At 70.7% G+C, this 13,190-nt stretch carries 12 protein-coding genes and 3 tRNA genes; 7 read left to right on the forward strand and 8 right to left on the reverse strand.

The annotated features are described in order from the left end of the window. Positions 1-81: 81 nt before the first annotated feature. Both SCA03_RS28425 and SCA03_RS28430 read left to right on the forward strand, forming a co-directional pair. Positions 82-156: transfer RNA gene (locus tag SCA03_RS28425), tRNA-Asp, on the forward strand. Positions 157-305: 149 nt separating this feature from the next. Continuing rightward, positions 306-485, forward strand: coding sequence for a DUF6274 family protein (locus SCA03_RS28430; protein WP_030884925.1), 180 nt, complete (start codon positions 306-308; stop codon positions 483-485). A 702-nt stretch (positions 486-1,187) separates the two neighbouring features. On the opposite strand, the gene bldC is transcribed toward SCA03_RS28430, so the two are convergent. Both bldC and SCA03_RS28440 read right to left on the reverse strand, forming a co-directional pair. Beyond that, entirely contained in the window at positions 1,188-1,394 is a 207-nt protein-coding gene (gene bldC / locus SCA03_RS28435; RefSeq protein ID WP_030884927.1) for a developmental transcriptional regulator BldC, read from the reverse strand. A gap of 500 nt (positions 1,395-1,894) precedes the next feature. Beyond that, positions 1,895-2,770, reverse strand: coding sequence for a DUF8083 family protein (locus SCA03_RS28440; protein ID WP_030884929.1), 876 nt, complete (start codon positions 2,768-2,770; stop codon positions 1,895-1,897). Positions 2,771-2,984: 214 nt separating this feature from the next. On the opposite strand from SCA03_RS28440, the gene SCA03_RS28445 reads away from it, so the two are divergent. Continuing rightward, positions 2,985-4,109 (forward strand): Leu/Phe/Val dehydrogenase, encoded by a 1,125-nt coding sequence (locus SCA03_RS28445; protein WP_086817117.1) that lies wholly within the window; start codon positions 2,985-2,987, stop codon positions 4,107-4,109. Between the two features lie 307 nt (positions 4,110-4,416). Continuing rightward, entirely contained in the window at positions 4,417-4,683 is a 267-nt protein-coding gene (locus SCA03_RS28450) for a DUF3073 domain-containing protein (protein ID WP_030884936.1), read from the forward strand. Positions 4,684-4,758: 75 nt separating this feature from the next. On the opposite strand, the gene purM is transcribed toward SCA03_RS28450, so the two are convergent. The 6 genes from purM to purS all read right to left on the reverse strand — a co-directional run bounded on the left by purM (position 4,759) and on the right by purS (position 12,133). Beyond that, positions 4,759-5,829: a phosphoribosylformylglycinamidine cyclo-ligase gene (gene purM, locus SCA03_RS28455; RefSeq protein ID WP_030885545.1), complete on the reverse strand. Its 1,071-nt coding sequence runs from the start codon at positions 5,827-5,829 to the stop codon at positions 4,759-4,761. 115 nt (positions 5,830-5,944) lie between these two features. After that, positions 5,945-7,495, reverse strand: coding sequence for an amidophosphoribosyltransferase (gene purF / locus SCA03_RS28460; protein ID WP_030884942.1), 1,551 nt, complete (start codon positions 7,493-7,495; stop codon positions 5,945-5,947). A 141-nt stretch (positions 7,496-7,636) separates the two neighbouring features. Next, entirely contained in the window at positions 7,637-8,461 is an 825-nt protein-coding gene (locus SCA03_RS28465; protein WP_086817119.1) for a maleylpyruvate isomerase family mycothiol-dependent enzyme, read from the reverse strand. A 249-nt stretch (positions 8,462-8,710) separates the two neighbouring features. Beyond that, positions 8,711-11,005 (reverse strand): phosphoribosylformylglycinamidine synthase subunit PurL, encoded by a 2,295-nt coding sequence (gene purL / locus SCA03_RS28470; protein WP_086817121.1) that lies wholly within the window; start codon positions 11,003-11,005, stop codon positions 8,711-8,713. Between the two features lie 97 nt (positions 11,006-11,102). Next, the gene (gene purQ / locus SCA03_RS28475) at positions 11,103-11,789 is read right to left on the reverse strand and encodes a phosphoribosylformylglycinamidine synthase subunit PurQ (RefSeq protein ID WP_030885553.1); all 687 of its coding nucleotides are present in this window, start codon (positions 11,787-11,789) and stop codon (positions 11,103-11,105) included. A gap of 71 nt (positions 11,790-11,860) precedes the next feature. Next, the gene (purS, locus tag SCA03_RS28480) at positions 11,861-12,133 is read right to left on the reverse strand and encodes a phosphoribosylformylglycinamidine synthase subunit PurS (protein ID WP_030884952.1); all 273 of its coding nucleotides are present in this window, start codon (positions 12,131-12,133) and stop codon (positions 11,861-11,863) included. Between the two features lie 333 nt (positions 12,134-12,466). On the opposite strand from purS, the gene SCA03_RS28485 reads away from it, so the two are divergent. From SCA03_RS28485 to SCA03_RS28495, 3 genes are all read left to right on the forward strand, one after another. Next, positions 12,467-12,784: a histone-like nucleoid-structuring protein Lsr2 gene (locus SCA03_RS28485; RefSeq protein ID WP_030884956.1), complete on the forward strand. Its 318-nt coding sequence runs from the start codon at positions 12,467-12,469 to the stop codon at positions 12,782-12,784. Positions 12,785-12,901: 117 nt separating this feature from the next. Continuing rightward, positions 12,902-12,973, forward strand: a tRNA-Gly gene (locus SCA03_RS28490). Between the two features lie 80 nt (positions 12,974-13,053). Then, positions 13,054-13,126: transfer RNA gene (locus SCA03_RS28495), tRNA-Gly, on the forward strand. The last annotated feature ends 64 nt before the right edge of the window (positions 13,127-13,190 follow it).

Below are 13,190 nucleotides of genomic sequence, written 5' to 3' on the forward strand. Positions count from 1 at the left end.
CGTCCGGTCACCCGGAGCGAGTTCGCTTTGCGCCCCTGACCTGCGGTAGAGTCTCGTCTCGCGCCGAGCGCGCAGCAGCAAGGTCCTGTGGAGCAGTTTGGAGTGCTCGCCACCCTGTCAAGGTGGAGGCCGCGGGTTCAAATCCCGTCAGGACCGCCCGAGGAAGAAGGCCCGCGATACCCGTCGCGGGCCTTCTTCGTGCTCACCTTCCGCCGCCCTCCCCCGGCCGGCCCAAGCGGACTCGTCCCCTCGCGGTTGACGCGGCCCCGGACCGCGGGTACGTCTACGCACAGGAGGTGCGGCATATGACGACAGCTCCCGGAAACCCGAGGCGGCACGAGACGAGGGCGCTGCTGCGCGCTCATCTGTCGGCCGCGACCCGTGTCCCGCACGCCGCCCGCCACTGCCCGGTCTGCCACCGGCTGTTGCGCCTGGCGATGGAGTCCGGCGAACCGACGACCGGCGAGAGCCCCACGGCGCCGTGACGGCGTGACACGGGCCCCGTGCCGCCCCGGAGCCGCCCCCGAGCCGCCGCTACCGCGACACCGCAACACCGCGGGACCGGAAGACCGCGGACCGGAAGGCCGCGGATTGGAGAACCGCGACGGCACGGCACCGCGACGCGGCGACGCGGACGCCAAGGCCCCCTGTACACAACGCCGTTGAGCCGGACCGACGCGCCCGGCGGCGCACCCGGTGTCGCCTTCTGCCCAATACCGCACGGCGGTTGCCGCTCACAAGAGCGCTCACCTGTGGCAGGTGTCACTCAACTCGACCGTACCGACGAGGAACTTGAGGGCCCCTCAGCTGGCGTCAATTTAATATGTGCAATTGCACCTGCCGTCCCGGCCCTCGGCCGGCCTGCGCGGCGCCCCTCTCCGGGAACGTCCCCCGCCACGGGCGACGCCATGCGGACGCGATCCCACGAAGCCGAACCGACTCGCTCAGCCTCGCGCAGGGCCGCCCAACGACCCCCGTACGGCCCGCAGTCGGCCGCTGCGGAGCCGGGCCGCCACCGGGCGCGCGGGCACAAAAAGATCGCGCCGGACCCGGCGGAGTCCGACGCGATCGACGACAGGGAACCGTTGGGGCAGCTGCCCGTCGTAGGTGCTCAGCGGGCCCGGTTCCGGGGACGACCATGGGGGTGGCGCCCCGAAAGAGCCCTGTTCTTCAGTTGTTTCGCCTGGTCAGGCTTCGGTGCGCTGCTGCGGGATGCCCGCGAGCAGAGCCCGGACCTCCGCCTCGCGGTAGCGGCGGTGACCGCCGAGCGTGCGGATGGACGTGAGCTTGCCCGCCTTCGCCCAGCGCGTGACCGTCTTGGGGTCCACGCGGAACATCGTGGCAACCTCAGCCGGGGTCAAAAGCGCCTCGGCTTCAGGGGTGCGAGCGGTCATGAGCGGCCTCCTCGGGAGAACCGAACCATCACGGTTCTTTCCTCTAAATTCTGCACCTTGACCCGCGTTGCCCGATATGGCGCACGCGAGCCGAGTCGGTTATAGGACGAACGGCTTGTCCTCGGCACTACAACTACACCATCTGTCCAGCGACGACGGCCAAACCGATGGAATTGCCCTCTCAGGTGTTCAACCTCGGCGGAAGCCGATGGACCGTGTCATAACGGACAGTCACGCCACCGTGACGATCAGTCACAGCGGGATCAGACGTCATCAGCCCTACCAAGCAGCGCAATACCGATGTTTCCACCCACAGTTGGACGGAAGGAACCCCCTCCGAGCTCCTTGTCCTATTTTGACACGAGGGACAGGTCTGAGAGCAAGACCCCTTTTAAGTGCGATCCATCACGCTTGAGGCAAAGACCCGGTTCGGGACGAAGGTCCTGAACGGCCGCCCCGTCCGGAACGTCCCCTCGCGAAGCCGCGCCGCCGAGCCGCGCTCAGCTCGCGAACTGCAACTCACGGACCGCACGCCAGCGCTCCGTCAGCCGCTCGTACGCGGCGCCGGCACGCTCGCCGTCGCCCTCGCGCAGCGCGGCCAGACCGTCCGCCACGTCCGCGGCAGAGTGGTCCCCCGCGAGCTGCTCCTCGGGGATCGCGTGGGCCAGCCCGCCGTAGTCCAGTTCGACGAGGGACCGCGGATGGAACTCCTCCAGCCAGCGGCCCACATCGACCAGACCCTCGATGAGCGGCCCTTCCTCCAGCTCGTCGCGCAGCACCTTGAGCCCGCGGGCGAGACGGCGCCTCGCCTGGACCATGGGCGCGCGATAGCGAAGGACGAACTGCTGTCCGCTCTCCTCACCCGTTTCCGGCTTGGCAAACTCCCTTTCTTCGTCGGAGAAGAGAACGAACCACCGCACGGGCACATGCCACAGCGCCGTCCGGATCCAGGGCCGCGCATCGGGGTTGCGCTCCCGCCACCGTTCGTAGTCGGCCGCCGCCTGCCGCCGCACCACCGGCGGCAGCGCCGCGTCCAGCACGGGCTGCGGCAGCGCCAGCTCCTGGTCCTTGGCGGCCTGGGTGAGCGCCGTGAGCGCCTGCCAGCTGCGCAGCCGCGTCCGCCACGGGCACACGCACGTCACACCGTCCACCTCGGTCACGAACGCCTCGGCGCTCTCCCGCTCGGGGACGACGACCGGCGGCACGGGCAGCAAGTCCCGCAGCGCGCGTCGCACTTCGTCCTGCGCCGTGGGAAAGCGCGACTGCTTCGCGTACGCGATCCAGTGCGACCGCTCGGGCTCCGGGAACGCCGCCAAGGGCTCGTAGATCCGCAGGTACGCGGCGTACGGGACGAGGGCCGGCCCTGACTCAGCCACGCGTTTCCTCCAACTCCACGGCATTGTGCACGGCGTCCTCCACAGCCTGTGCGGTCATGTCCGAAAGACAGTTGACTACCCTGATGATGCGATCGCAACGTGCCCGAGAGCCGCAGGTCGTACGCTTCAGGGCGACCGGCCCGCCCGGCAGCTCCCCGCCACAAGCGGTGCCGTACCGCGGCGGGCTTCCGATGCGATTTCAGGAGTCACCACAGTGACCGACGTACACGCTTCACCCGAGGCGTCGGCACCGGCCGACGACCCGTCGGCCGGCGGATTCGTACGGACCCTCTTCCACTCCGACCAGGGCGGCCACGAGCAGGTCGTGCTCTCCCAGGACCGGACCACCGGTCTCAAGGCCGTCATCGCCCTCCACTCCACCGCCCTCGGCCCCGCGCTCGGCGGCACCCGCTTCCACGCGTACGCCGACGCGCCCGACCCCGAGGAGGCCGCCCTCCGCGACGCGCTGGCGCTCTCCCGCGGGATGTCGTACAAGAACGCGCTCGCCGGACTCGACCACGGCGGCGGCAAGGCCGTGATCATCGGCGACCCGGAGACGCTCAAGACCGAGGCCCTGCTGCGCGCCTACGGCCGGTTCGTCGCCTCGCTGGGCGGCCGGTACGTCACCGCGTGCGACGTGGGCACCTACGTCCAGGACATGGACGTGGTGGCCGAGGAGTGCCGCTGGACGACCGGCCGCTCCCCGGGCAACGGCGGCGCCGGGGACTCCTCCGTGCTCACCGCGTACGGCGTCTTCCAGGGCATGCGGGCCGCGGCCCAGCGGCTGTGGGGAGCGCCGACGCTGCACGGCCGCACCGTCGGCGTCTCCGGCGTCGGCAAGGTCGGCCACCACCTCGTGGAGCACCTGCTTCAGGACGGCGCCCGGGTGCTGGTCACGGATGTGCGCGCGGCCTCGGTACGCCGGGTGCTGGACGCGCACCCCGAGGTCACGGCGGTGCCCGACACCGGCACGCTCATCCGCACAGCGGGGCTGGATCTGTACGCTCCGTGCGCGCTCGGCGGCGCACTGAACGACGAGACCGTCCCGGCGCTGACCGCGCGGGCGGTCTGCGGCGCGGCCAACAACCAGCTGGCGCACCCGGGCGTGGAGAAGGACCTCGCCGAGCGCGGCATCCTCTACGCCCCGGACTACGTCGTGAACTCCGGCGGCGTCATCCAGGTCGCGGACGAGCTCCGCGGTTTCGACTTCGCACGTGCGAAAGCAAAGGCAGCGAAGATCTTCGATACGGCGCTCGCCATATTCGAGCGCGCGGAGGCCGACGGCATCCCGCCGGCGGCGGCCGCCGACCGGCTCGCCGAACAACGCATCGGCAGGTGACCGAGAGCTCGCGACGGGCACCCGGAGAGTGACGGGAGGGCCGCCGGACGAGCACGTGAGAGCCGTCTCACGACCCCTCGGCGGCCCGATCCGCTACAGGAAGGTAAAATCGACGACAGACCTGCACCAGCAAGGTCGACGGGCGCGTCGGACGGCGTCCGTGTCGTGCGGGCGACGTACCGTACGGCCGCGGAAGCAGGTACCGTTGAAGCCCTGAGTGCAGGCCCCTCACCGAGGGGCCGTTGGAACCATGAACGCGTGTCAAGACTCTGGGGCCGTCGAGCCCCGTCGTTGAGGGGGTCGAGCCATGGGGCGCGGCCGGGCCAAGGCCAAGCAGACGAAGGTCGCCCGCCAGCTGAAGTACAACAGCGGTGGGACGGACCTTGCGCGCCTGGCCGAGGAGCTGGGCGCATCGACGTCGAACCAGTCGCCGAACGGCGAGCGCTTCGAGGACGATGAGCTGGACGACGACCCGTACGCACGGTACGCGGATCTGTACAACACCGACGAGGAGGAGGACGACGCGGAGTCATCCGCACCGTCCGACCCGCAGTCGAACCGACGTCGCGCTTGACGTTCACCCACAGTGACCCGGTCCGGCATCCGCCGGGCCGGGTCCTGCCGTGTCCGGCACGGTCGGCGGTGTGCCTCAGCGCGCATGGTCCCCGGTCAGGGTGACCGCCTCGGCGCGCTCACCCCGGTCGGTGATCTCTCCGGCGACCCAGGCGTCGACGCCACGCTCCGTGAGCAGTGCCAGGGCGTCCGGCACCGCGTCCTGCGGGACGACGGCGATCATGCCGACACCCATGTTGAGCGTCTTCTCCAGCTCGTCGCGGGCGACGTCCCCGGCGCCGGCCACCACGTCGAAGACCGGGCCCGGCGTCCAGGTGGCGCGGTCCACGGTGGCGTGCAGCCCGTCCGGGATCACCCGGGCCAGGTTGCTCGCCAGCCCACCGCCGGTGATGTGCGAGAAGGCGTGCACCTGCGTCCTGCGGGTCAGCTCCAGGCAGTCCAGCGCGTAGATCCTGGTGGGCTCCAGGAGTTCCTCGCCGAGGCTGCGGCCGAACTCCGGGATCTCCCTGTCCAGGGCCCAGCCGGCGCGGTCGAAGACGACGTGGCGCACCAGCGAGTACCCGTTCGAGTGAAGGCCCGACGAGGCCATGGCGATCACCGCGTCGCCCGTACGGATGCGATCCGGGCCCAGCACGGCGTCCGCCTCGACGACGCCGGTGCCGGCGCCCGCCACGTCGTACTCGTCGGGCCCGAGCAGGCCCGGGTGCTCGGCCGTCTCGCCGCCGACCAGGGCGCAGCCTGCCAGTACACAGCCCTCGGCGATGCCCTTGACGATCTGCGCGACGCGCTCGGGGACGACCTTGCCGACGCAGATGTAGTCCGTCATGAACAGCGGCTCGGCGCCGCACACCACCAGATCGTCGACGACCATCGCGACCAGGTCGTGGCCGATGGTGTCGTGCAGGTCCATCCGCTGGGCCAGGGCGACCTTCGTGCCGACGCCGTCCGTCGCCGAGGCCAGCAGGGGACGCTCGTACTGCTTGAGGCGGGAGACGTCGAACAGGCCGGCGAAGCCGCCCAGCGCACCGATCGACTCGGGGCGCCGGGTCTTCTTGACCCAGTCCTTCATCAGGGTGACGGCGCGGTCGCCTGCTTCGATGTCCACGCCTGCTGCTGCGTAGCTGGCGCCGGGAAGATTGCTGGTCATGAGTGCGTTTCGCGTCCTTGGGTGCGGGCCGGTACGGGGCGGTCGTGCCCTCCCTGCGGCACGGTGCGCAGGGGGAAGCCCCGTTCGCTCGTGGCGGCGGGGGACACAGCCGGAGCTACGGGCGCTTGAGGGCGTCCGAGGCGCCCACGCCGGCGGCGAGGGTGTCGACGCCGTCCACATCGGTGGCCGTCTCGGTCTCCAGCAGGTTCTTGCCCAGGTACTCCGGGTCGGGCAGCTCCATCGGGTACTCGCCGTCAAAGCAGGCCCGGCACAGATCGGGCTTGGCGATCGTCGTGGACTCGATCATTCCGTCGATGGAGATGTACGACAGCGAGTCCGCTCCGAGCGAGGTGCCGATCTCCTCGACGGACAGCCCGTTGGCGATCAGCTCGGCGCGGGTGGCGAAGTCGATGCCGAAGAAGCACGGCCACTTGATGGGTGGCGAGGAGATCCGTACGTGCACCTCGGCGGCCCCGGCCTCGCGGAGCATGCGCACCAGGGCGCGCTGGGTGTTGCCGCGCACGATCGAGTCGTCGACGACGACCAGCCGCTTGCCGCGGATGACTTCCTTGAGCGGGTTGAGCTTCAGCCGGATACCGAGCTGCCGGATCGTCTGCGACGGCTGGATGAAGGTGCGGCCGACGTAGCTGTTCTTCACCAGCCCGCTGCCGTACGGGATGCCGCTGGCCTCCGCGTAGCCGATCGCCGCCGGAGTGCCCGACTCCGGCGTCGCTATGACCAGGTCCGCCTCGGCCGGAGCCTCGGCGGCGAGCCTGCGGCCCATCTCGACGCGGGAGAGGTACACGTTCCGGCCGGCGATGTCGGTGTCCGGGCGTGCGAGGTAGACGTACTCGAAGACACAGCCCCGGGGCTTTGCTTCAGCGAAGCGGCTGGAGCGGAGCCCGTTCTCGTCGATGGCGATCAGCTCGCCCGGCTCGACCTCGCGGATGACGCTCGCGCCGACGATGTCCAGCGCCGACGTCTCGCTGGCGACGACCCAGCCGCGCTCCAGCCGGCCGAGCACCAGCGGGCGGATGCCCTGGGCGTCACGCGCCGCGTACAGCGTGTTCTCGTCCATGAAGACCATCGAGAACGCGCCCTTGGCCTGCGGGAGCACCCGCGGGGCGGCCTCCTCGACGGTGAGCGGGCGGCCGTCCTCGTCGGTCTGGCCCGCCAGCAGGGCCGTGACCAGGTCGGTGTCGTTGGTGGCGGCGACCTGGGTGGCGCGGCCGTTTCCGTTCACCGCCAGCTTGGCGACGAGTTCGGCCAGCTCCGCCGTGTTGACCAGGTTGCCGTTGTGGCCCAGGGCGATCGAGCCGTGGGCGGTGGCGCGGAAGGTGGGCTGGGCGTTCTCCCAGACCGAGGCGCCGGTCGTCGAGTAGCGGGCGTGGCCCACCGCGATGTGACCGCGGAGCGAGCCGAGGGACGTCTCGTCGAAAACCTGCGAGACGAGGCCCATGTCCTTGAAGACGAGGATCTGGGATCCGTTGCTCACTGCGATACCCGCGGACTCCTGACCGCGGTGTTGCAGGGCGTACAGACCGAAATACGTGAGCTTGGCGACCTCTTCGCCCGGAGCCCAGACACCGAAGACGCCGCAGGCGTCCTGGGGGCCTTTCTCACCGGGGAGAAGGTCGTGGTTGAGTCGTCCGTCACCACGTGGCACGCCATCGAGTCTAGGACAGGTGCCTCGCTGCTCCGAACCGGGGAGCTGTGAGCTTCCGCCCATCTCCCGGCGGCCGGGCCGTGCGCGCCGCGCCTGCGCCGCGGGCGCGGGGCGACCTGACCGGCGGCTGAGGCCCGGCGCTCAGCGCAGGACGGGCAGCCATCCGGAGAGGTCGGCGCGCTCGCCGGACGCCGTCAGCTGGGCGTTCTCCCGTACCTGCGCCCAGCTCGTCCGGCCGGTGGCCAGGCGGATCCAGGTGAGCGGATCGGTCTCCACGACGTTGGGCGGGGTGCCGCGGGTGTGCCGCGGCCCCTCCACGGCCTGGACGACGGCGAACGGCGGGACGCGTACCTCGACCGCGCCGCCCGGGGCCCGCACCGCCAGCGCGTCCGCCAGCATCCGCACCGTGGTGGCCAGCGCCTGCCGGTCGAGGCCGACGCGCAGGCCCGTCGCGCGGGCCAGGTCGTCGCTGTGCACGACCAGTTCGACCAGGCGTGTGAGGGTGAAGTCGAGCATGCGCATCGCGCCCATGGCGCGCGGCACCAGCAGTTCCTCGCTCACCGCGGCCTCGATCACCGGCTCCAGATCGGCCACGGCGCGGTCGATCAGCTCGGCCCCGTCCGGCCAGCGGGCCGCCTCCGTACGGGTCTCCTCGTCCTGCTCGGCGGCGAAGTCCGCGTTGCCCAGCACCCAGCCGGACAGGGACACCTCCGGCGCCTTGGCCCGCGCCTCCGGGCCGCTCAGGGTGCGCGGCACCGCGTCGATCTGTAGGGCGATGTGCACCAGCAGATGGTGGACGTCCCAGCCGGGGAGGCCCGAGGGGAGGGAGCGCTGGTCCGCCGGCAGCCGGTGGGCCGCGTCGGCGACGGATTCGACCTGCGCGACGAGGGCCTTGCGGACGCGGGCTGGGTCGTAAGTGCGGGGCTTCCTGTCTTTTCCTGCGGGTTTGCGGTTCGCCGGCTGCATACGCGCGAGAGTAGCCGCTGGGCGCTCGGGCCGGGGGTGTGTACTCCGTGTGTGCTGCCCGGTCGACCTGCCTCCGCCCCTGTGTGCGCCCCTGTCTGCGCCGCCGTTCCCCCTGCCGTCCGGGCGGGCGTCGTGCGCCGCCGTTGCCGTTTCCGTTCAGACGTCGCGCCAGGGCGCTCGTCCTCAAGCGCCGGACGGGCTTTCTGTCCGCCCCCTTCCCCGTCCGGCGGCGGGGAAGGGGGCGGGTCGTCAGCCGAAGAGTTCCGGGAGGGTGCGTTCGTGGGCCTCGCGGAGTTCGGTGAGGGGGAGGGTGAACTGGCCCTGGATGTCCAGCTCTTCGCCGTCCACCACGCCGATCCGTTCGGCCGGCATGCCGCGCGCCGCGCACATGTCGGTGAAGCGGACCTCCTCGCTGCGCGGGATGGCGACGAGGGCGCGCCCCTGCGACTCGGAGAAGAGGAACACGAACGGGTCCGTCCCATCGGGCACGACGATCCGTGCGCCCTTGCCGCCCTTGAGGCAGGACTCGGCGAGCGCCTGGATCAGTCCGCCGTCGGAGAGGTCGTGCGCGGCGTCCGCCATGCCGTCCCGGGAGGCGGCGATGAGGATCTCGCCCAGCAGCCGCTCCCGCTCCAGGTCCACCCTGGGGGGCCGGCCGCCGAGGTGGTCGTGCGCGACCTGCGACCAGGCGGAGCCGCCCAGTTCCTCCGCCGTCTCGCCCAGCAGATAGATCAGATGGCCCTCGTCGGCGAACGCCATGGGGGTGCGGCGGGTGACGTCGTCGATGACGCCGAGCACGCCGACCACCGGCGTCGGGTGGATGGCGGCCTCCCCCGTCTGGTTGTAGAGGGAGACGTTCCCGCCGGTCACGGGCGTGCCCAGCTCGCGGCAGCCGTCCGCGAGGCCGCGGCAGGACTCGGCGAACTGCCACATGGCGGCCGGGTCCTCGGGCGAGCCGAAGTTGAGGCAGTCGGTGACCGCCAGCGGGCGCGCGCCGGTCGCGGCGACGTTGCGGTACGCCTCGGCGAGCGCCAGCCGCGCTCCCTCGTACGGGTCGAGCTTGGCGTAGCGGCCGTTGCCGTCGGTGGCGACGGCGACGCCGAGCCCCGACTCCTCGTCGATCCGGATCATGCCGCTGTCCTCGGGCTGTGCGAGGACGGTCTCCCCGAGCACGTAGCGGTCGTACTGGTCGGTGATCCAGGACTTGCCGGCCTGGTTGGGCGAGGAGAGCAACGCCAGTGCGGCGGCCCGCAGTTCCTTGCCGTCCGCCGGGCGGGGCAGCCTGCCCGGGTCGTCGGCCTGGAGCGCGTCCTGCCAGTCGGGGCGGGCGTAGGGGCGCTCGTAGACGGGGCCCTCGTGGGCGACCGTGCGCGGGTCGACGTCGACGATCTTCTCGCCGTGCCAGAAGATCTCCAGCCGGTCGCCGTCGGTGACCTCACCGACGACGGTCGCGGTGACCTCCCACTTCTCGCAGATCTCCAGGAAGCGCTCGACGTTGCCCGGCTCGACGACGGCGCACATGCGCTCCTGGGACTCGCTCATGAGGATCTCCTCCGGCGAGAGCGAGGAGTCGCGCAGGGGCACGTCGTCCAGCTCGACGCGCATGCCGCCCGAGCCGTTGGACGCCAACTCGCTGGTGGCGCAGGAGAGTCCGGCCGCCCCGAGGTCCTGGATGCCGACGACGAGGCCGGCGTGGAACGCCTCCAGGGTGCACTCGATGAGCAGCTTCTCCTGGAAGGGGTCGCCGACCTGGACGGCGGGGCGCTTGCTGGGCCGGCCCGTACCCGAGTCGCCGTCGGCCGCCGCGTCGAAGGTCTCGGACGCCAGGATGGAGGCGCCGCCGATGCCGTCACCGCCCGTCCGCGCCCCGTAGAGGACGACCTTGTTGCCGGTGCCGGCGGCCTTCGCCAGGTGGATGTCCTCGTGCTTCATGACGCCCACGCACAAGGCGTTGACCAGGGGGTTTCCCTGGTAGCAGGCGTCGAAGACGACCTCGCCGCCGATGTTGGGCAGGCCCAGGCAGTTGCCGTAGCCGCCGATCCCGGCGACGACGCCGGGCAGCACCCGCCGGGTGTCCGGGTGGTCGGCGGCGCCGAACCGCAGCGGGTCCATGACGGCGACGGGCCGGGCGCCCATCGCGATGATGTCCCGCACGATGCCGCCGATACCGGTCGCGGCGCCCTGGTACGGCTCCACGTACGAGGGGTGGTTGTGCGACTCGACCTTGAAGGTGACGGCGTAGCCCTGGCCGACGTCCACGACGCCCGCCTGCTCGCCGATGCCGACGAGCATGGCCTCGGCACCGGGGCCCTCGGTGGGCGCCTTCTCGCCGAACTGCCGCAGATGGACCTTGCTGCTCTTGTAGGAGCAGTGCTCGGACCACATCACCGAGTACATCGCCAGCTCGGCGCCGGTCGGCCGCCGGCCGAGGATCTCGCGGATGCGGGCGTACTCGTCCTCCTTCAGGCCGAGTTCGGCCCAGGGGAGCTCGGTGCCCGGGGTCCGCTCCGCGTGCTCGACGGTGTCCAGGCTCTGGGAAGTCATGCTGCGGTCTCCTGGTGAACTGCTCCGCCCGAACCACGCCGGGACGCGGGGTGTGCGGGCCCGTGCGGCCGGGCCGTCGTCGGTGCCGGTGCGCCGCTCATGCGACCAGCCTCGCGAGGGCCGAGGTGAAGAATCCGAGGCCGTCCGTCGTCGGGCCGGTCAGCGACTCGACGGCGTGCTCGGGGTGCGGCATGAGGCCGACCACGTTCCCGGCCTCGTTGGTGATGCCGGCGATGTCCCGGCGGGATCCGTTGGGGTTGGCCTGCTCCTCCGGCGTCCCCGGTCCGGCCGTGTAGCGGAAGACGACGCGGCCCTCGGCCTCCAGGGCGTCCAGGGTGCGCTCGTCGGCGACGTAACCGCCCTCGCCGTTCTTCAGCGGAACGGTGATCTCCTGGCCCTCGGTGTAGTCCGTCGTCCATGCGGTGCGGTTGTTCTCCACCCGCAGCCGCTGGTCGCGGCAGATGAACCGCAGATGGTCGTTGCGTGTCAACGCGCCGGGAAGCAGATGGGATTCGCACAGGACCTGGAAGCCATTGCAGATGCCCAGCACCGGCATTCCCTGCTTCGCCTGTTCGACGATCGTCTGCATGACCGGCGAGAAACGGGCAATGGCGCCGCACCGCAGATAGTCCCCGTAGGAGAATCCACCGGGCAGCACGACGGCGTCGACCTGGTGCAGATCCTTGTCCCGGTGCCACAGCGCGACGGGTTCACCGCCGGCGATACGGATCGCACGGCGCGCGTCACGGTCGTCGAGCGAACCGGGGAAGGTGACCACACCGATACGGCCGAGCCGGCCGGCGGTGCGGGCGGGGCCGGTGGGAGCGCTGGTGGCAGCGGTGCCGGTGGTGCCGGTCACGCCGGGGCCTCCTCGGACACCGCGGGCTCCTCGACGCGCACGGTGAAGTCCTCGATCACCGTGTTGGCCAGGAAGGTTTCCGCGAGCTCATGGATCCTGCGCAGGGCCGCCGCGTCGACGGGCCCCTCCACTTCCAGTTCGAAGCGCTTGCCCTGACGGACATCGGCGATCCCCTCGAAACCCAGGCGTGGCAGTGCGCGTTGCACCGCCTGTCCCTGGGGGTCGAGGATCTCCGGCTTCAGCATGACGTCGACCACGACGCGGGCCACGGGTACTCCTATGTGCTTGGCAGGCGGCTGCGCGGCCAGCGTACCCGGCCCCGTGATCTACGCGCGTTGATATCGCGGACCCGGTAGCGACTTCGTGAAGCACTGGGAAAACGGCGGCAGAAAAAGTAGGGTCACTATTGCCGTCGGAACCGGGCCGTGAATTACCCGGCGCCGGCAATCGCGCAGCGGCGCGGTACCTGCGTATACGCAGCGCGGCAGAACAAAAAACGCCCCCTATCCGGGCTCACCGTCGCAGGCGCACGGGCAACAACACCTGCCGCCGGCGGAAATGCGGTGATCCCTTTCGTGATCCTGAAGGAAGGACCGATATCCGTGGCACAGCGCGTGGTCGTCACACTCTCCGATGACATCGACGGCGGAGAAGCGGCGGAGACGGTCTCCTTCGGCCTCGACGGGAAGTTCTACGAGATCGACCTGAATACGGACAATGCCAAGCGCCTGCGCGAAGACCTGGCACCTTTCGTGGAAGCCGGGCGTAAGCGGACGAAGTCGGGCAAGGCGTACCACCGGACCTCCGTGGAGCCGGATCCCCGCGCGGTGCGCGCCTGGGCCGAGTCCAACGGCATGGAGGTGCCGGCCCGCGGCCGTATCCCGAAGAAGGTCTACGACGCCTTCAAGGCCGCCCACTGACCCCGGATCACCCCCGGTTCTCCCCCGTTCCGCACTCGACTTGCCATCCACCCCGGGTGATCGGCTAAAGTTCAGAGCACGCCGCGAGGGGAACCCCCGGGAAACCTCACGGAGCGCGCGGGTGTAGCTCAGTAGTAGAGCGCCCTCTTTCCAAGAGGGAGGCGCAGTGTGCGATTCCTGTCACCCGCTCTTCTGTATCCGGCCGACGGTCGTGAACGATCAGGTAGGATATGGGTCGCGCCACTCGGTGAGAGCCGAGTGGAGGCAATGCGGACGTAGCTCAGTTGGTAGAGCGCAACCTTGCCAAGGTTGAGGTCGCGAGTTCGAGCCTCGTCGTCCGCTCTTCACAAAGGCCCCGGTCTTCGGACCGGGGCCTTCTTCGTGTTCCGCGCCGCTCGCCGCGTCC

Source organism: Streptomyces cacaoi, from assembly GCF_006539165.1.
Classification (GTDB): domain Bacteria; phylum Actinomycetota; class Actinomycetes; order Streptomycetales; family Streptomycetaceae; genus Streptomyces; species Streptomyces cacaoi.